19 protein-coding genes are annotated in these 16,924 nt (G+C 41.0%); 9 read left to right on the top strand and 10 right to left on the bottom strand.

Going from position 1 to position 16,924, the window contains the following annotated elements; all coding sequences use genetic code 11:
- Positions 1-133 precede the first annotated feature (133 nt).
- Together ribH and DIU38_RS22195 are read right to left on the bottom strand one after the other, a co-directional pair.
- Entirely contained in the window at positions 134-628 is a 495-nt protein-coding gene (gene ribH / locus DIU38_RS22200) for a 6,7-dimethyl-8-ribityllumazine synthase (RefSeq protein WP_112651602.1), read from the bottom strand.
- Positions 629-794: 166 nt separating this feature from the next.
- Positions 795-1,472: a tetratricopeptide repeat protein gene (locus DIU38_RS22195; protein ID WP_112651600.1), complete on the bottom strand. Its 678-nt coding sequence runs from the start codon at positions 1,470-1,472 to the stop codon at positions 795-797.
- 230 nt (positions 1,473-1,702) lie between these two features.
- Here DIU38_RS22195 and recF point away from each other — a divergent pair, with 230 nt between their 5' ends.
- The gene (gene recF / locus DIU38_RS22190; RefSeq protein ID WP_112651598.1) at positions 1,703-2,803 is read left to right on the top strand and encodes a DNA replication/repair protein RecF; all 1,101 of its coding nucleotides are present in this window, start codon (positions 1,703-1,705) and stop codon (positions 2,801-2,803) included.
- Positions 2,796-3,086, top strand: coding sequence for a DUF721 domain-containing protein (locus tag DIU38_RS22185; RefSeq protein WP_090530976.1), 291 nt, complete (start codon positions 2,796-2,798; stop codon positions 3,084-3,086). Before recF ends, DIU38_RS22185 begins: the two co-directional genes overlap by 8 nt.
- Here DIU38_RS22185 and DIU38_RS22180 read toward each other — a convergent pair.
- Both DIU38_RS22180 and DIU38_RS22175 read right to left on the bottom strand, forming a co-directional pair.
- A complete protein-coding gene (locus DIU38_RS22180) occupies positions 3,073-3,270 on the bottom strand; it encodes a hypothetical protein (protein ID WP_112651596.1) in 198 nt (65 codons plus the stop codon). The genes DIU38_RS22185 and DIU38_RS22180 overlap by 14 nt on opposite strands.
- A gap of 148 nt (positions 3,271-3,418) precedes the next feature.
- A complete protein-coding gene (locus tag DIU38_RS22175) occupies positions 3,419-3,838 on the bottom strand; it encodes a nucleoside-diphosphate kinase (protein ID WP_112651594.1) in 420 nt (139 codons plus the stop codon).
- A 211-nt stretch (positions 3,839-4,049) separates the two neighbouring features.
- Here DIU38_RS22175 and DIU38_RS22170 point away from each other — a divergent pair, with 211 nt between their 5' ends.
- The 5 genes from DIU38_RS22170 (at position 4,050) to DIU38_RS22150 (ending at position 9,050) form a co-directional block, all read left to right on the top strand.
- Complete coding sequence (locus DIU38_RS22170; RefSeq protein WP_112651592.1) at positions 4,050-5,060, top strand: DHH family phosphoesterase; 1,011 nt, start codon at positions 4,050-4,052, stop codon at positions 5,058-5,060.
- Positions 5,061-5,067: 7 nt separating this feature from the next.
- Positions 5,068-6,045, top strand: coding sequence for an FKBP-type peptidyl-prolyl cis-trans isomerase (locus tag DIU38_RS22165; protein WP_112651590.1), 978 nt, complete (start codon positions 5,068-5,070; stop codon positions 6,043-6,045).
- A gap of 61 nt (positions 6,046-6,106) precedes the next feature.
- The gene (locus DIU38_RS22160; protein WP_112651588.1) at positions 6,107-7,099 is read left to right on the top strand and encodes an FKBP-type peptidyl-prolyl cis-trans isomerase; all 993 of its coding nucleotides are present in this window, start codon (positions 6,107-6,109) and stop codon (positions 7,097-7,099) included.
- A gap of 123 nt (positions 7,100-7,222) precedes the next feature.
- Positions 7,223-7,990, top strand: coding sequence for a TatD family hydrolase (locus DIU38_RS22155; RefSeq protein ID WP_112651586.1), 768 nt, complete (start codon positions 7,223-7,225; stop codon positions 7,988-7,990).
- A gap of 37 nt (positions 7,991-8,027) precedes the next feature.
- Positions 8,028-9,050, top strand: a complete 1,023-nt coding sequence (locus DIU38_RS22150; protein ID WP_112651584.1) for an asparaginase — start codon at positions 8,028-8,030, stop codon at positions 9,048-9,050.
- 131 nt (positions 9,051-9,181) lie between these two features.
- On the opposite strand, the gene DIU38_RS22145 is transcribed toward DIU38_RS22150, so the two are convergent.
- The gene (locus DIU38_RS22145) at positions 9,182-9,892 is read right to left on the bottom strand and encodes a LytR/AlgR family response regulator transcription factor (protein ID WP_112651582.1); all 711 of its coding nucleotides are present in this window, start codon (positions 9,890-9,892) and stop codon (positions 9,182-9,184) included.
- Positions 9,889-10,908, bottom strand: a complete 1,020-nt coding sequence (locus tag DIU38_RS22140; RefSeq protein WP_112651580.1) for a sensor histidine kinase — start codon at positions 10,906-10,908, stop codon at positions 9,889-9,891. Before DIU38_RS22140 ends, DIU38_RS22145 begins: the two co-directional genes overlap by 4 nt.
- A 235-nt stretch (positions 10,909-11,143) precedes the next feature.
- On the opposite strand from DIU38_RS22140, the gene DIU38_RS22135 reads away from it, so the two are divergent.
- Positions 11,144-11,956, top strand: coding sequence for a DUF3108 domain-containing protein (locus DIU38_RS22135; protein ID WP_112651578.1), 813 nt, complete (start codon positions 11,144-11,146; stop codon positions 11,954-11,956).
- A 94-nt stretch (positions 11,957-12,050) separates the two neighbouring features.
- Here the strand turns inward: DIU38_RS22135 and DIU38_RS22130 are convergent, their stop codons facing one another.
- The 3 genes from DIU38_RS22130 to DIU38_RS22120 form a co-directional block, all read right to left on the bottom strand.
- Entirely contained in the window at positions 12,051-13,466 is a 1,416-nt protein-coding gene (locus DIU38_RS22130; protein WP_112651576.1) for a glycosyl hydrolase family 18 protein, read from the bottom strand.
- A 368-nt stretch (positions 13,467-13,834) separates the two neighbouring features.
- Positions 13,835-15,016, bottom strand: a complete 1,182-nt coding sequence (locus DIU38_RS22125) for an alginate lyase family protein (RefSeq protein WP_112651574.1) — start codon at positions 15,014-15,016, stop codon at positions 13,835-13,837.
- 88 nt (positions 15,017-15,104) lie between these two features.
- Positions 15,105-15,581, bottom strand: a complete 477-nt coding sequence (locus DIU38_RS22120) for an SMI1/KNR4 family protein (RefSeq protein WP_112651572.1) — start codon at positions 15,579-15,581, stop codon at positions 15,105-15,107.
- Between the two features lie 220 nt (positions 15,582-15,801).
- Here DIU38_RS22120 and DIU38_RS22115 point away from each other — a divergent pair, with 220 nt between their 5' ends.
- The gene (locus tag DIU38_RS22115; protein WP_090530934.1) at positions 15,802-16,335 is read left to right on the top strand and encodes an OmpA family protein; all 534 of its coding nucleotides are present in this window, start codon (positions 15,802-15,804) and stop codon (positions 16,333-16,335) included.
- A 61-nt stretch (positions 16,336-16,396) separates the two neighbouring features.
- On the opposite strand, the gene DIU38_RS22110 is transcribed toward DIU38_RS22115, so the two are convergent.
- Positions 16,397-16,864: a DinB family protein gene (locus tag DIU38_RS22110; RefSeq protein ID WP_112651570.1), complete on the bottom strand. Its 468-nt coding sequence runs from the start codon at positions 16,862-16,864 to the stop codon at positions 16,397-16,399.
- Positions 16,865-16,924 lie beyond the last annotated feature (60 nt).

Below are 16,924 nucleotides of genomic sequence, written 5' to 3'. Positions count from 1 at the left end.
TGTTTTAGGATATGAACCATAAGCCGGGCATAATTTATTTGAGCAGGATGATGCTGTTGAAACTGCCGCGGCTATAAGTGCTATGTAAACTAATTTTTTCATGTTGAGCTAAAATTAATTGCTTTAACGGGTTTTAACTGTTTAATGTTTCAGCAAGGGCGGCCATTTTAATAGCGGTTATAGCTGCCTCATCGCCTTTATTACCATGTTTGCCGCCGGCCCTGTCAATAGCCTGTTGCTGATTATCAGTAGTTAATACACCAAATATAACAGGTTTTGAGTACTTTATGGCAACATTACTTACTCCGTTTGCTACCGCGTCGCAAATAAAATCAAAATGCCTTGTTTCGCCCTGTATTACACATCCCAGGCAAATTACCGCGTCAAGGTTGCCTTTTTTTAATAACAGATCTGCTCCCGATGTAAGCTCAAAGCTGCCCGGTACCTGGTATGAAAAAATGTTTTCGGCCAGTGCGCCATTGCTTATCAGGCTTTGGTATGCACCCTGGTAAAGCGCATTGGTAATTTCGGCATTCCACTCGGCTACAACTATACCGAAGCGGTACGGTGCTGCTGATGGTATTTCGGTATTTGAAAAATCGGAAAGGTTTTTAAGATGGGTCGCCATTTGATTTCGGATGTTTTTATTTCGAATTTCGGAGGTTCGATTTCGGATTTTGTTAAGTGTTGTGATCAGCGATCAAAATCTGCCTATAAAAAAAATCGATTCCGAATTTAAAGGTATTTAAAACCAGATAAATCCGAAATCGAAATTCTCAAATCCGATATTAAAATTATTGTTTTGCTTCGGCACGGGCTATATACTCGTCGATATTTTGAGCCTCAGCGCTTTCAGGATATTCGGTTTTTATTCTTTTATAAGCTTCAGCAGCTTCTTTATTGTTTTTTTGAGCCTCATAAGTTAAACCTAACTTCTTAAGGTAAAGCGGTGATAAAAATTTATTCTTTGCTTTATCAGCAGCTTTGCTGAAATAAGTTTCTGCTTTTTCGTAATCTTTCAGTTCAACATAAGCGTCGCCTGTGCTGCCAAAAGCTTCGGCTGCTACCATATTGTCGTCACCGCGGTAATTGGTTAGGTTATCAATGGCTTTACGGTAGTCACCTTTATTTAAATAAGCAGTGCCCAGGTAAAAATAAGCAAGGTTAGCAGCTTTGGTATTGCTGTAATCGCTGATGATCTTTTCAAAACCAGGGAAGCCGGCATCGCCTTTAATGGCTTTGTCCCAGTTTTTTTGCTGCCAAAAATCCTGCGCTTTGTACATTTGGTTAGCGGCAGTAACTTCACGTGGACCTAAGTATAATTTAATGTAAATGAAATAGATAGCAATAAGGGCAATAATGGCCCCTACAATAAATAGTAAGCTTTTCTGGTTCTCGCGTACAAATTTGCCACTCTGACCAAAATTGTTTTCTGGTGCTGCAACTTTGGTGTTCGCCTGGGTTTTTGACATTGTTGTTCTAAAATTAAGTTTGCAAAAATACGGTTTTCAAATTTACTGGCAATACCTTTTGTATTAAATCTTTAAAGAGAGTGGTTCATGGTTAATAGTTCATGGTTCATAGCCGCTGGTAGCTTCTTTACACGTTAAAAAGGATGTTAATGCTTAATAGATTTAAAGATTACTATGAACTATTAACCATGAACCATGAACAACTCAAAAAAACGTAACTTTGCCATCCCATGCACCTGCAACAGCTGTCAGTTATTAACTTTAAAAATTACGATGAGGCCGAACTGGTTTTCAGCGAGGGGGTTAACGCTTTTACAGGTAATAATGGCGCCGGCAAAACCAATTTGCTTGATGCTATTCATTACCTGTCCTTATGCAAAAGCTATTTTAACCCGATAGACAGCCAGCAGATTAAGCAGGGTGCCGATTTTTTTATCATCACCGGCGTCTTTAATAAAAACAATCAGCCCGAAGCTGTTGCCTGCTCTGTAAAGCGTAATCAAAAGAAACAGTTTAAGCGCAATAAAAAAGATTATCAGCGCCTGGCCGATCATATCGGATTGTTACCGCTTGTAATGATATCACCAAATGATACCAGTATCATAACCGAAGGGAGCGAAGAACGCCGCAAGTTTATTGATAATGTGATATCGCAAACAGATAACCATTATTTAGATGAGTTGATCACCTATAATAAAATCCTTACCAATCGTAACGCGCTTTTAAAACAGGTAGCGGATACAGGGCGATATGATGCCGGCTTATTTGAAGTGATTGATGGGCAATTGAACGCTTCGGGCAATCGTATTTTTGAAAGGCGCCGGGCCTTTATGGAGGGTTTTGTTACTATATTTAATAAGCATTACAGTTTTTTGAGCGATAATGCCGAGCATGTTGACCTCGTGTATGAATCGCAACTGCTTGCCGATGATTTCGATAGTTTATTAAAAAAGAGTTTTGACCGAGACAGGGCGTTGGAGCGTACCACGGCGGGCATTCACAAAGATGATCTGCAATTCAATATACATGGTATGGCCATGAAAAAGTTTGGGTCGCAGGGACAGCAAAAGTCATTTTTAATTGCCCTTAAACTTGCACAATATACTTTTTTATACCAGCAAAAAGGATTTAAACCCTTGCTTTTGCTTGATGATATTTTTGACAAGCTTGATGATGGCCGGGTTACCAAATTAATGCAGATGGTATCGAACAATGATTTTGGTCAGGTTTTTATAACCGATACCGGGGTTGAGCGGGTTGAAACCGTTTTTAATAAAATAGGGATACCTGTTAAACTATTTAAAGTAAAAGGAGGAGCGATTGATGCGTAAAACCAACGACAAAACACTGAAAGAAGCTATTGAGCAAATGCTTAATGTATATAAGATCAAGCGGCGTTTTGACGAAACCGGTGTTATTACCGCCTGGCCCGACCTGGTAGGCAAATCAGTAGCCAATCGCACCAAAGAGTTATTTGTGCGCGATAAGAAATTATTTCTGCGGATAGAATCATCAGTAATAAAAAATGAATTGATGCTGATGCGCAGCCAGATAATTGAAAAGATTAATAACGAAGCTAAAAGTGTGCTTGTTGAGGAAATTATCTTCCTCTAAGCATACGTAAGCTGTTATGCTTTAATTTGATATCATCCGTAAGCTTTGAATAAGCAAGAATGAACAGGCCGGGAATGGTAAGCGCAAGCTGGGCTTCGGGGTGTGTTCTGTAAAGCATTATCGATCCAATAACCAACATCACCAATATAAGTACGTAAAATATGTATTTGAATAATGGTTTCATGTTTTGTGATATTATTGGTTGATTAAATTATGTAATAATGTTTAGGTGAATAATGTAAAGTTACAAAAAACGTAACCATAATTACAAAAAAAACGTAAAAATTTCGGGTGTAACTTTGGTTTATATAATTACACCCGAAATAGGTTACTTAAAACCTTTCAAAAGCCGAGAAAAAGAAGTTTCCTTCAATCTCGGCATTCTCGTCAGAGTCTGAGCCATGAACGGCATTTTCACCAATTGATCTTGCATACAGGTTACGGATGGTACCCTCAGCGGCATCGGCCGGGTTAGTAGCGCCAATCAATTTACGGAATTCGGCAATAGCGTTGTCTTTTTCAAGAATAGCTGCTACAATAGGTCCCGATGACATAAACTCAACTAATCCGTTATAAAAAGGACGTTCTTTGTGCACTTCATAAAACTGGCCCGCTTTTTCGGCAGATAATTTAGTGTATTTAAGCGCCACGATTTTAAAGCCGTTTTTGGTAATAATGTCTAAAATAGCACCGATATGCCCGTCTGCAACGGCATCAGGCTTTATCATGGTAAATGTTCTGTTGTTTTTCATTGAAATAATTGTTTCTTTTTTGGGTTATTAATAGATTAAATGCCTTTGTTACGTTGGTTTTAAAACATAAGCTTACTGATGCTTATGATAACATTTAAAATTTGCGGCAAAAATAGGCTTTTGTAACTGTAAGATAAAGCTTTTTGAATTAAATTAGATGGTTTGTATTTCATTTATTTATTTAGCTTTGCAACTCTTTTTTTAAGAATTGATGTTAGATTTAGCTTCGCTTACTGACCTTTTAACGAAACCTCAAAAAATAGTGATCACTACCCATCATAAACCCGATGGTGATGCTATGGGGTCGTCATTAGGCTTATATAATTATTTGATACAGCAGGGCCATCATGCCAGGGTTATTGCCCCTACAGATTATCCTGACTTTTTAAGCTGGCTGCCGGGTAACGAGAATGTTATTATTTATACCGAGCACCGCGAAGAAGCTGCCGCCCTGATAGCAGATGCGAAACTTATATTTTGCCTCGACTTTAATGCGCTGAGCCGTATCAATGACATGGGCGAACTGGTTGGCGAGAGTAATGCCTACAAGATCATGATCGATCATCACCTGGAGCCTGCCGATTTTGACGATTACAGGCACTGGGATATCAATGCCTGTGCTACTGCGCAGTTAGTATACGATTTTATAGTAAACGAGCTTCACCACAAAGAACTTGTAAATAAAAATGTGGCAACCTGTCTTTATACAGGCATTATGACCGATTCGGCTTCATTCAGGCTTCCCAACACTACATCCGGAGTTCACCGCATAGTTGCTGATTTGATAGATGCCGGTGCGGTTAACTGGCGCATTCATGAGCTGGTGTATAATAGCGCATCTGAAAACAGGCTGCGCTTTTTAGGTCATTGCCTGGCTAATTGCCTGGAGGTATTGCCTGAGTTTAATACAGCTATAATTGCAGTTAACAAACATGACCTGGAACGTTTTGATGTTGAAACAGGCGACACGGAAGGTGTGGTAAATTATGCATTATCAATGGCAAGCATCCGTTTGGCTGCTTTCATAGTTGAACGAAGCGACAGGGTGAAACTTTCATTACGCTCAAAAGGCGAGTTCCCGGCCAACGAGATTTGCAAAAAATACTTCAATGGCGGCGGTCACCGCAATGCAGCCGGCGGCCATTCTGACGGTAGCCTTGAACAGGTTATACAACAATTTAAACAAATTTTACCCGAATATAAAAAACTATTAATACAGTAAAAAAGTAATGATGAAAAGAAAACTGATGTTTCTGTCACTTGCGGCTATTGGATTTGCAAGTTGTAACGGTGGGTTTAAGCAGGGCGAAGGCGGCTTGCTTTATAATATCCACACCTCAAAAGGCAATCCTAAAGTTAAGGAAGGTGACTTTTTGACACTGAACATGATCCTCAAAACCGATAAGGATTCAATTATCAATAATTCTTATGATAACGGCCAGCCTATACCAACGCTGATGCCTAAACCCCAAACGAAAGGTGATATTGTTTCTGGCTTAGCATTATTGGGCGAAGGTGATAGCGCCACATTTAAAATAGCTGCCGATTCGGTATTTAAAGGCGGTCAGCAACGCCCACCGGGCTTTAAAGGTAAGTACCTGGTTTATACTATTAAAATTGAAAAGGTAGTTGCTAAGGGCGCACTTACCGAGCAAGTTTTCCGCGATCGCGTTACCCAATACATGAAAGGTCAAACCGACGCCCTTAAAGGTAAAGAGCCTGCTAAGATCCAGGGTTACCTGGATGCACATAAAGACCTGAAATTTGTAAAAACTACATCAGGCTTAAATTATGCCGTTACTACACCAGGCAGTGGTGCTAACGTAGCAGTAGGTGATACAGCAGTAATCAATTATACTTTAAGGCTTGTTACTGGCAAAGTTTTGGAAACAAGTGTTAAAGCAGTAGCTGTAAAAGAAAAGATGCAGATCAACCCGATGAACCCTTATCAGCCAATCCGTATTCCGGTAGGTGAAGGTAAAGTGATCAAAGGCTGGGACGAAGCTTTTCAATTGTTTAATAAAGGGACTAAAGCGATGTTGGTTATTCCATCATCATTAGGTTATGGCGATCAGGGAAGCCAGCAAATGCAGCCTTATACGCCGCTTGTATTTGAAGTTGAGCTGGTAAATATCATCCACCCAAATCCAAATGCACCAAAACCGGTTGCACCGCAAATGCAAATGCCAACCCCGACAACGAAATAATTATTATGTTTTATAAGGCCTTTCCTGCTCAAAGCAGGAAAGGCTTTTTTATTTATAACTTATGAAAAAACATATTTTTTCTTTTTTATTGCCGGCGCTTTCTGCGCTTGCTTTAAACGCAGGTGCGCAAACGGCTGGTTTGCAGAAAACCGCTAAAGGCGCGCTTTACCAGATCTATACTGCTAACCCGGGCAACAAAGCTAAGATCAACGATGTGCTTACTTTTAACTTTATCCAGAAAACCGATAAAGATTCAGTACTGTTCAGTAGTTATAAGGCAGGACATCCCGTACAAGCCCAGGTGCAGGCCTCGCAAAATGTAGGCGACCTGATGGAAATATTCCCGCTGCTTGCAGCAAAAGACAGTGCCCTGGTTAAAATTCCAACTGATTCGGTATTTGTTGGTCATGAAGAAGCCCGTCCGCCATTTTTACCTAAAGGCAGCTTTCTTACTTTTATTTTGAAGATAGAGAAGGTTCAATCGTTAAATGATGCCATTGCCGAAAGGAATGCAGGCCTTGAAAAACTAAAACAAGCTGAAACAGCCGACAGAGAAAGCTATATTACGGCACATGGTCTTAAACCTGTTACTACAGCTTCAGGCTTAAAATACGTGATAACCAGCCCAACAACCAAAAGAAAGCCGCTTAACGGCGATACCGTGCTGGTAAATTATACCGGAAAGTTGCTTAACGGTAAACTGTTTGATACCAGCATTGAAGCTAACGCCAAAGCGGCAGGTATACAACAACCAGGCCGTCCGTATGAGCCTATAAGCGTTGTTTTGGGCGAGCATAGGGTAATATCAGGTTGGGATGAAGGTTTGCTTTTATTAAATGAAGGTTCAAAAGCAACATTCATCATTCCTTCAAATCTTGCCTACGGCGAACGTCCTTACGGATCGGAAATCCCAGGATACAGCACATTGGTGTTCGATATCGAACTGGTAAAAGTAAAACCAGGCAAACATGCCGCGGTTACCCCGAAACCGGCTGCTGGTAAAGCTCCACTAAAAAAGGCCGGCACAAAGAAACCGGCTACTAAAAAGAACTGATAAAAGAAACCTCTCGCCAAAAGCGGGAGGTTTTTTGTTTATAAGGCGTAATTTTTAGTTAAAGTGATTTATACTTTACCGCTATAAATTCGTTATTAAGTATTCAAGGTTTATTTTTGCAGCATGGTTTTAACCGACACGCACACCCATCAATACTACGAAACCATTCCTGAAAAACGCGCCGCGTTAATGCAGCGTTGTATCGATAATAACATTACCCGTTTGTTTTTACCCAATGTTGATGCGGCTTCCGTTCCGTTGGTTTATGGTTTGGCGAATGAGTATCCTCAATATTGCTATCCGATGCTGGGCTTACACCCCTGTGATGTAAAGGAGAATTGGGAAGAAGAACTTTCGGCCATCATGAATGCCCATCAGCAAAACAGGATCTATGCCATAGGCGAGATAGGTATTGACCTGTATTGGGATAAAACGCATTTAAAGGAACAGGTAGATGCGTTTGTAAAACAGATCAACTGGGCCAAAAGCCTTGATCTGGCCATTGTGATCCACTGTCGCGATGCTTTTGATGAAGTGTACGAAGTGCTGAAGGGGGAAGCAGATGAAAAGTTACGGGGTATTTTTCATTGTTTTGGAGGTACTGTTGAGCAAGCCCAAAAAGTGATCGACCTTAATTTTTACCTGGGCATAGGTGGGGTAGTTACCTACAAAAACTCGGGGCTTGATAAAGTAATACCGGAAATTGACCTTAAACATATCGTTTTAGAAACAGATTCTCCGTACCTTACGCCTGTTCCGTTCAGGGGTAAACCTAACGAAAGCTCGTACTTGGTATATATAGCCCAAAAGGTGGCGGAGCTTCACCAAACAAGCATTGAAAAAGTGGCAGAGGTCACTACCGAAAATTCCAGGCTTGTATTCGGAATTTAAAATTGTTTAATATTTATATACAGCATAAACTTAATTAATGAGCCAAATTTTGATCATCTATACCGGAGGGACAATAGGTATGATGAGTGATCCGGTTACAAAGGTGCTCAAGCCTATCAACTTTGAGCAAATAATGGATAACGTGCCCGAGCTTGAAAAGCTTAACTGCCGTATCAAAGTACACTCGTTTGATGAGATCATTGATTCATCAAACATGAACCCCGAAATCTGGAGCGAGCTGGCTGGTTTGATCCAGTCAAACTATCATGATAATGATGGTTTTGTGATTTTGCACGGCTCGGATACGATGGCATATACCGCATCTGCATTAAGTTTTATGTTAGAAAACTTAGGCAAGCCCATTATTTTCACAGGCTCGCAACTGCCGATAAGCGCCATCCGCACTGATGCAAAGGAAAACCTGATGACGGCTATTGAAATAGCCAAAGCCAAAAAGAATGACCGTGCCCGCGTGCCCGAGGTTTGTATCTATTTTGATTATAAACTGTTCCGTGGTAACAGGGCTTTTAAATATAATTCATCAAAGTTTGAGGCTTTTCGCTCGCCAAACTATCCTATATTGGCCGAATCGGGCGTTCATTTACGCTTTAGCGCGAACGATATCAGGCTGCCAGAAGACGAAAGCTCGTTGATTGTACACAATAACCTGGTGAATGATGTTGGCGTATTGAAGTTATACCCGGGCATAAGCCCTAAAGTGGTTGAGAACATTTTAAGCGCCGACGTGCGGGGTATAGTAATGGAAACCTTCGGGGCCGGTAATACCACAACCGACAGTTGGTTTATCGATTTGCTTAAAAGCGCTATCGACAGCGGTAAGGTAATCCTTGATATTTCGCAATGTAAGGTAGGTACGGTTGAACTCGGCCGTTACGAAACCAGCAAACATCTCAAAGATATCGGCGTAGCCAACGGCTATGACATGACCTTTGAATCGGCTGTTACCAAAATGATGTACCTGCTGGGCCAAAGCGATGATCCCTTGCAGGTAAAAGAATGGCTGGAAACGGATTTGAGAGGCGAGATTACGGTATCGTAAATTCATCGGTTAGTGTTGTACTGAATATGAAAATTTGACAGATTTTTAACGCGAGGCCTTTGAAGACTTACGAAGTTTTAAAAACTTCGTAAGTCTGGATTGGTTAATAAGCGGAGATGTTCATGTAAGATTTAAAATATCCTCCTATTAATAAGTTTCATAAAGCCATTTTTAAATTTTTCGCTTACAGGGATGTGTTTATCCGCGATATAAATATGGTTGTCCTGAATTTTTACCAGTTGTTTGGTATTTACAATATAAGAGTTGTGTACCCGCACAAAGGGAGCCGAAAGCTGCTCTTCAATATCCTTGAGCCTGCGGTAAATTAATAACTGTTCCTGACTGGTAACAAGCCGTACATATTCCTTTTCGCCTTCAAAGTATAAGATCTCGTCCAGGAGGATCCTGCGTAATACTTTGCCCGATTTTATAAAGAAATAGCCCTCATCATTAACCGGGGTTTGTTGCATCACCGGTTCGGACTTGCCAAAATACCCTTCAATTTTTTGCATGGCTGCCAGGAAACGTTTCAGTGTGATTGGTTTCAGCAGATAATCAATAGTTTGATAGGTATAGCTTTCGGCAGCGTATTCTGAATAGGCAGTGGTAAACACAATTTTGGTTTGCGGTGGAAGCAAGCCTGCCAGCTCCATGCCCGTTAATTGCGGTATGTTGATATCCAGGAAAATAAAATCAACCTTATTGGTTTTTAAAAAGGCCAGTGCCTCAAGCGCATTATAACATTTGGCTTTAAGCTGCCACTGCGTACTTTGCTGCACCAGCATCTCCAGCAGGTTAACCGCGTTAGGTTCGTCATCAATTATGATACAGCTTAAATTCATGCTATCGGGATCTTTAAAAACGCGGCAAATGTGTTGTTACTTTTATCAATTTTCAGGTCAAAATTTGAACCGTACAGCATGGTTAGCCTTTTGGTTAAGTTGACAATGCCGAAACCGGCAGCGCGTTTGCTTGCTACTTCGGCATGGATAGCATTGTTGGTTTTAAAAAAAAGATAATCACCCTGCTGAACCAAAGATATACCAATAAGGTTTTGTTCGCTCGATTTGTCGATGCCGTGCTTAAAAATATTCTCTACAAAGGTCATGAGCAGCATAGGCGGGATGCGCAGATCCGAATTGAAATTCTTTTCAAAAAAAACAACCACCTCATGCCTGATCCTGATTTTTTCTAATGCGATATAGTTTTCAATAAACTGTACTTCGGTACCGATGGCTACATCATCCTTGGGGCTTTCATCAACAAAATAGCGCATAATGTCCGAAAGCCGCTCAATCAATGCCGCGGTACGGGGAGCCTCGCGGTAAGCTTCGTAATAAATATTATTAAGTGTATTGAACAAAAAGTGCGGCTGCACTTGTGATTTAAGTAGATTTAGTTCGGCCTGGCTTTTTTGAATCATAATCTCTTCCGTTTGCTGCTTTAGCTTAAAATAAGCTATCGCTATGCGAAAGATCAGGCTCATAATGAAAATGAGCACTCCGCCCGAAACATAATTAATGATGGCTTTTTGACTGATATGCTCTGGTGTTTTTGCAAAAAAGGTATTATAAATAAGCAGGGTTGAATAACCCCGGAGCACACCCGTTGCCACTAAAAAAATGATGACAAGTAATACATACCAAACATATTTTTCCTTTTGGTAAAATACAGGATACAGGAAGAGGATGTTACCATATATGATAGCTGCGTAAAACGTAGTGTTAACAATGGTATAAACAGCCGATTGGCCTGCTCCATCCATCGGCAGATAAGAAAAAAATAGCAACAGCGACACCGCTAACCATATCAAGAGCTGGAGTTGTGTAATGGATGGGCGGGTTTTAAATAGTTGCATTTTTAAAATTACTAAGCTTTTTGTTTGTGGATGCCGGTTTTAAATAGTTGCCGGCATTTATTCAATAAATGGCACTAAATGTTCAATAAGTTGGTCTGCAGGTATATTATTGAATAAATACAGTAGTAGGCTAAAAAGAACGCGGCAGCGGTTTAACCGGTTTCATCGGATGGTTGATAAAAGACAGTTTTGAATTGTTAACAGAAAAGTATCCTTATCAAACCATCAAATTATCATGAAAACCGAACAATTAGCCGAAAAATTAGTAGCTGTAAGCCTTAGCTTGTTGCTGCTGCTATCGCATACGCCTAAAGTATTTGCTCAAACTGATACCATCCGTGTAAAAGACAAACGCCTGCTTACATCTGCGCTTAAACCCGGGCTAAAGCAATACCTTGTGTATTTTCAAAATACAAAGGACAACCGGAGCCTGAAATTTTGGCTTTGGCTGCGCGATATAAACCTCGAAACCCGTAACGGTGAAAAGGTATTTACCATAACCCAGCACTGGTATGGAAGCGATAGCTTATCATACCGTTCCATTTATTCCATTAATAAAGTACCTGATTTCGCGCCGATTTATCATTCAGAAACCATCGGCAAAAAAACAAAAGCCTTTAACTGGGCTGCCGATAAAGTGATAAGTGCCGATACCATTGCCAATAACGAGGCTAAGAATTTTAAGCTTGATTTTACCTTCGCCAACTTCAATTGGAATTTAGACATTGAAACCTTCGAGATGTTACCGCTTGCCGAAGGCAAAAGTTTTGCTATCCCTTTTTATGAGGCCGGGATCCCTGCACCGCTTTATGTTTTATACAAAGTAACCGGCAGTGAGTTAATTACCACATTGGATGGTAACAAAGTTGATTGCTGGAAGCTATATAACGAAAGCGATTACAATGGCCGCCATTTTACCGAAACCTACTGGATCAGTAAAAAGAACCATGAGTTTTTAAAAGAGGAGGATTCTTTTGGAGGTGGTTATCGCTACAAAATAAAAATGATGGGTGCCGCGACTAACCTGCTGCCGAGGTTTGCGAAGTAAAATACATTAAAAGAATATACCAATCCTCTGAAAAACAGCCGGGGCTATGATACTAAAATCATAGCCCCGGCCTTTGGTATAAGCAGTTAATAGTTTATTGATTTAACCCAAATGCTTCCCATCCTGAAGCGGTGGTCCGGTTACAGGTCATGGCCTGCGTTCCGTTTTCGCTTGAGATGAATTTGCCGTTGTTTCCGCGCAGTGTGATCTTGCCATCGGTGGTAACTATCCAGTCAAATTTTTCCCAGTCGCTTGGCGTGGTGCGGTTACAGGTGATGGCTTGTGTGCCGTTTTCTGATGATACATATTTACCCATGCTGCGCAGGTAGATTTTGCCGTTGCCTGCGTCAAGAACGGTGAAATGTTCCCAGTCGCCGGCGACGGTGCGGTTGCAGGTCATAGCCTGCGTGCCGTTTTCGCCGCTTACATATTTACCATTAAAGCCTTTAAGCGATATTACAGTGCCTATTGGAGGAGCTGGCGGAGGATTGGTAGTTCCGCCGGTAATAATAGTGTTCATGGCCGAAAGCAGGGAGTTGGCACCTGAAGAAGCGTCGCCGCCCAAATCCCAGATCATCATACCGCCTGCCTGGTTAAGTGCCAGGGTGGTTTTGCTTTTAATAGTTGGGATACCGTTATAGCCAAAAGTTTGAAAGGTATCCGAGTTAGGGCTACCGCCTATCGCTAAAACATCAACATAGTTCATGGTCGAATAATCGTACCGGTTATCCCTGGCATAAAACGGAACCCCCAGAATAGTTTTGGCTGCAGGTAAACCACGGTTTGCCCAATAGCTTAAACAATCAACAGCCGATTGGTAGGTAGAGTGCTGGAAGTTGTTGTCGTCATAATCCATGATGTTGATCCAATCAAGGATAGAGAACATATTGTTGGTAACGTAAGTAGCCCCAACCGAGATGGAGGCGATGGTACATAACCTGCCGCTGTTATGCATGGCAGTAGATAATTCCTGCAGTAATAAATAAAAGTTACTGGTTTCAGTACCTGCCGATGGGAACTCCCAGTCGATATCCACGCCATCAACATTATACTGGTTACAAAAGTTGACCATATTATTAACAAAAGTGGTACGGTAACCGGCATTGGCAACAATGGGATGGAAGGCATCGCCACCACCACCACCGCCTACAGATATCATTACTTTAACATTATGACTGTGTGCGTTTGATACCAGGCTGGTGAATTTTGAAAGGTTATCAAGCGGGTTCAGCCCTCCGGTATTGGTGGGGGTAAGAAAGGCGTAGTTAACGTGGGTCAGTTTGCTGTATTGAACAGCATTTACATCGCCCTGCCAGCTGGGCAGGTAACCAATTACTTTAAACGAGGCGACAGGTACAGCATTATTAACAGAGACCGGCTTGCTGCTGTTATCGGTGTTTGAATCGCTGCCGGTTTTAAACTGGTTCATGTTATCCTTTTTACAGGATGATAGCACGGCGAGTGCAGCCAGGATCAGGCCAAGGAGGTAAGAGTTAAGTTTCGATCTCATAAGTTAAATTTGTTAAGTGGTTTTAGATGTATTATTTGGTTTATAAATAAGCCGGGCAATAAAACACAAACCTGTTAACCAAATTCATGATACTTATGAATATCATATACTAATACCAGGAAAGGCACGTTAATAGGTATAATAGATGTTTTTGTATTGGTAAAATTATATAAACATCTTATTATAAATACCTTATAATAACCTCAATACGATTCGATCACAAGCGTGGTAGTGCTTTTGTAGTGTGATGATATACGGAGAAAACCCGCCTTCCCGACAAAAAAATATTTTGATGATACGCTTAACTCACAGTTTATATATTATTATAGACGGGAAAAAGCGTTGAGTGGGAAAATCGCTTACCCGATTTAAAACCAGATAAGCGGGTGCCTGATGGGTAAATTTCGGATAACTTCTTCAACCTGAGGGTTATGATCCAGTTTTTGCCAGGTTGTTAAACATGCTTTTTCATGGTAGGCATTAGCGCCAAATAGCAGGAAAGGCTGCGCAATAGGCCAGTTGTCCCAATACATTACGTCGGGTTTTAAAGTCCATTTACTTTTATCTGCCACGAAAGGATATAAATAACTTATTCCTTTTTTGATGGATTTACCATCCGGTGTTTCAAAGTTCCATAAATTATCCTGCGGGCTTGAAAGGATCTGGCACAGCATGGTCATGGCATCGAGGTTAAAAATAGAGTAGCCATAGGGTTTGGTACGTGCCATCTCTAAGGGGAAGCTGCCGTCGGTGCCCATTTGGCGGGGGAGCAATATCGTTTTGTATCGCACGCGCACCGAATCAAGCACAACCTCATTTTTGCAAAGTTTGGCAAAGGAAGCTACCTGCATAGCCCAGCAGGTGGCATGGTTATTTTTAACATCCCTTTCCTGCATACCGGGTTTACTGGTCATGAGCCAGTTGGTATAATCGGTAAACCATTTTTTAACAGCGGCTGTAGTTTCGGCGTCCATAGCTTTTTCCATCACGATAATGCCTTGCGCAACTTCCATCAGGTGAATAGTATCGATAATACCATAATTACGGCCGGTAAACTGCCCTTTAACTGCCTGGGCGAACCAAAGACTGGGGTTCATCAACGTTTCGGGATCAATAAACCAGGCTTTAAGGTGGATTACAGCCTGGTTAACATATTTTACATCTCCGGTTATTTTATAGGCCGATGCCAGAGCGCCGATGATCTTGCTAAAGCGGATCATGGCTTTGCGGTGTTCTACAAAATTATCCGGGTTGGTCATGCCATCACGGTTGATGTATGCGCCGTCCGGGTTTTTAGGATCCGGCCAGAAATAATCGGCTTCTGAAAAAAAGTCGTGTTTACCGCCCGCACTTCTGGGTGAAGATGTCGCTGTAACTGTAACCGGCTGCTGTTGCATGGTCCAGGCAGCTTCGGTCATTATTTGCTTTTTCAGGGTTTGTTCGGCGATTTTCTCTGTGGGTGATTTATCGCGTTTTGATTGTTCTGTAGTAAAAGAAAATTGCGTTAAGGTTATGGCAGCAAATAAAATTGCAGCAAATAATTTTTTCATGGCGATGGTTTATAATGGTGCCGACAAGATAACGATAGGCAATGAAATTGGGTAGCTGTTTTTGAAGTATAGGGGATTTGAAGGGGCGCTATTCGGTTTCTTTTGATTTTATCTTATCCCGCCAATCATAAAGGCCATTCTGTTCAAATACGCCTCCTATAAAAAACCTTGAAAGAAATTCGGAAAAAGAATTGGTTAGCACAAAACCCCTTTCGTCCGGATGGTTTATTTGATAACAATTGTTTTCAGGATTGATGATCAATGCCCACGTGTCACAATAACACAAATATTCGCCAATGTATAATATATTTTGCCCTCTGTCGTGAGATAAAAGTTCATTAAGCGGAACGATACGAAACTGGTCCTCGTCGGATATAAAACCATTACTAAACTTATAAAATTGTTTAACATCGTTGGGCAACTTAACACCTGCACTATTTTCAAGCTCTGCTATCTGTTGATCGGTTGCACCCTCATATAACGTAATGTCGGTTTCATCTAAATGGCTTTTCAAATAATTGATAACATCGGATATTGATTCAAAAAGATAGATTGCTTTGGTCATAATAACTCGTTATAATGTGCAGATAAGTTTAACAATATACTTAACAACAATCTAAATACAGTAAGGGGAATAAAGTTTCAACTCAATAATTGGCAAATGGCATAACTATTGATTAAATAATCTACATCAGTATGTAAAAAGCGTTATCCAGCCATAAAATTATGGTTAGGCACTATAAACATTATGCCAACGTTTTTTATGTTTACGCAAATCATTAGATATGAAAACTCTAAAAACACCTTTATTAGCTCTTGCAATAGCTGTTTTAGCTATCACTACCCAAGCCTGCAAAACCAAAAAAGCGGTTGTGCAAACACCGCCACCGGCCCAGCCAACACAACAAGCTGCAACACCTCCGCCCGCACCAAAACCGGCGCCAACCCCTCCGCCGGCACCTGCTCCTGCACCGGAGAAACCAGATTATAATTTCAGCAATATCCAGTTTGAGTTTAACTCAGCAGTGTTAAAAACTGCTTCGTACCAAACTTTAGATCATATTGTTAAAGAACTGAAAAAAGATCCGTCGGCGAAATTCGTTTTAAATGGCAATGCTTCAGCCGAAGGTACTGCCGAGCATAACATGTCATTATCTGTAGATAGGGCAAACTCTGTAAAATTGTACCTGGTAAACAGCGGTGTTAACGGCGATAACCTTACTGTAAAAGGCTGGGGCGAAAGCAAACCGATAGCTGATAACACTACCGAAGATGGCCGTGTGCTTAACCGTCGTGTTGAGGTTAAACTGGCACAGTAAATAAAAATTTTCAATGGAAACCACAGGCAGCTCATTGGGCTGCCTTTTTTGTTAGATAAAATTATTCGGCACCGTTAACCAACTGAAAAATGGTAAATAAATGATGGGCCTCATGCAATACAAAAAACTCGGCCCATTTTAAGATAGTTAGCCTGCCATATTTAGGGTGTACGCCAATGCGCGACAATTCGGTGTCACTAAGGCCCGACAACAGATCGATAATTGTTGTCCTGTCCGTATTTATCATGTCCAGCAGTTCTCTTAAACCCATTGATTTGAAAGGTATAAACTCAGGATCGAGATCTCCGGTGTAACGATCAAAAACAGGCGTATCTTCATTCAATATCAGGTGTATACGGTCTGTAAATATTTTCTGGTACCGGGCCAGGTGGGCTATGTTATCTAAAGCGCTCCATTTGCCGGGTACCGGTGGCGTAATTAATTTATCGTTGCTTATATAGGCAACCAATTGTTCTATGGTAAGATGCTGGGTTTTTAGTCTTTCGGAGAGTGATGTATATAAGCTCATATGCCTTACGGTTAATTTAAAAATTCATCACAAAAATGATACGATTTTACCAATGATTGA

It is taken from the genome of Mucilaginibacter metallidurans (genome assembly GCF_003286435.2).
Taxonomy (GTDB): Bacteria; Bacteroidota; Bacteroidia; order Sphingobacteriales; family Sphingobacteriaceae; genus Mucilaginibacter; species Mucilaginibacter gossypii.
Note: the sequence above shows the minus strand (reverse complement) of the source record. Positions and strands in the feature narration are given on the sequence as shown.

Excerpts from the sequence above, each read along its gene's own strand:
- DIU38_RS22130 (WP_112651576.1), bottom strand. The coding sequence starts at position 13,466 with ATGAGATCGAAACTTAACTCTTACCTCCTTGGCCTGATCCTGGCTGCA.
- DIU38_RS22165 (WP_112651590.1), top strand. The coding sequence starts at position 5,068 with ATGATGAAAAGAAAACTGATGTTTCTGTCACTTGCGGCTATTGGATTT.
- DIU38_RS22125 (WP_112651574.1), bottom strand. The coding sequence starts at position 15,016 with ATGAAAAAATTATTTGCTGCAATTTTATTTGCTGCCATAACCTTAACG.
- DIU38_RS22175 (WP_112651594.1), bottom strand. The coding sequence starts at position 3,838 with ATGAAAAACAACAGAACATTTACCATGATAAAGCCTGATGCCGTTGCA.
- DIU38_RS22160 (WP_112651588.1), top strand. The coding sequence starts at position 6,107 with ATGAAAAAACATATTTTTTCTTTTTTATTGCCGGCGCTTTCTGCGCTT.
- DIU38_RS22185 (WP_090530976.1), top strand. The coding sequence starts at position 2,796 with ATGCGTAAAACCAACGACAAAACACTGAAAGAAGCTATTGAGCAAATG.
- DIU38_RS22170 (WP_112651592.1), top strand. The coding sequence starts at position 4,050 with ATGTTAGATTTAGCTTCGCTTACTGACCTTTTAACGAAACCTCAAAAA.
- recF (WP_112651598.1), top strand. The coding sequence starts at position 1,703 with ATGCACCTGCAACAGCTGTCAGTTATTAACTTTAAAAATTACGATGAG.
- DIU38_RS22195 (WP_112651600.1), bottom strand. The coding sequence starts at position 1,472 with ATGTCAAAAACCCAGGCGAACACCAAAGTTGCAGCACCAGAAAACAAT.
- DIU38_RS22120 (WP_112651572.1), bottom strand. The coding sequence starts at position 15,581 with ATGACCAAAGCAATCTATCTTTTTGAATCAATATCCGATGTTATCAAT.
- DIU38_RS22110 (WP_112651570.1), bottom strand. The coding sequence starts at position 16,864 with ATGAGCTTATATACATCACTCTCCGAAAGACTAAAAACCCAGCATCTT.
- DIU38_RS22145 (WP_112651582.1), bottom strand. The coding sequence starts at position 9,892 with ATGAATTTAAGCTGTATCATAATTGATGACGAACCTAACGCGGTTAAC.
- DIU38_RS22180 (WP_112651596.1), bottom strand. The coding sequence starts at position 3,270 with ATGAAACCATTATTCAAATACATATTTTACGTACTTATATTGGTGATG.
- DIU38_RS22115 (WP_090530934.1), top strand. The coding sequence starts at position 15,802 with ATGAAAACTCTAAAAACACCTTTATTAGCTCTTGCAATAGCTGTTTTA.
- DIU38_RS22140 (WP_112651580.1), bottom strand. The coding sequence starts at position 10,908 with ATGCAACTATTTAAAACCCGCCCATCCATTACACAACTCCAGCTCTTG.
- DIU38_RS22150 (WP_112651584.1), top strand. The coding sequence starts at position 8,028 with ATGAGCCAAATTTTGATCATCTATACCGGAGGGACAATAGGTATGATG.
- ribH (WP_112651602.1), bottom strand. The coding sequence starts at position 628 with ATGGCGACCCATCTTAAAAACCTTTCCGATTTTTCAAATACCGAAATA.
- DIU38_RS22155 (WP_112651586.1), top strand. The coding sequence starts at position 7,223 with ATGGTTTTAACCGACACGCACACCCATCAATACTACGAAACCATTCCT.
- DIU38_RS22135 (WP_112651578.1), top strand. The coding sequence starts at position 11,144 with ATGAAAACCGAACAATTAGCCGAAAAATTAGTAGCTGTAAGCCTTAGC.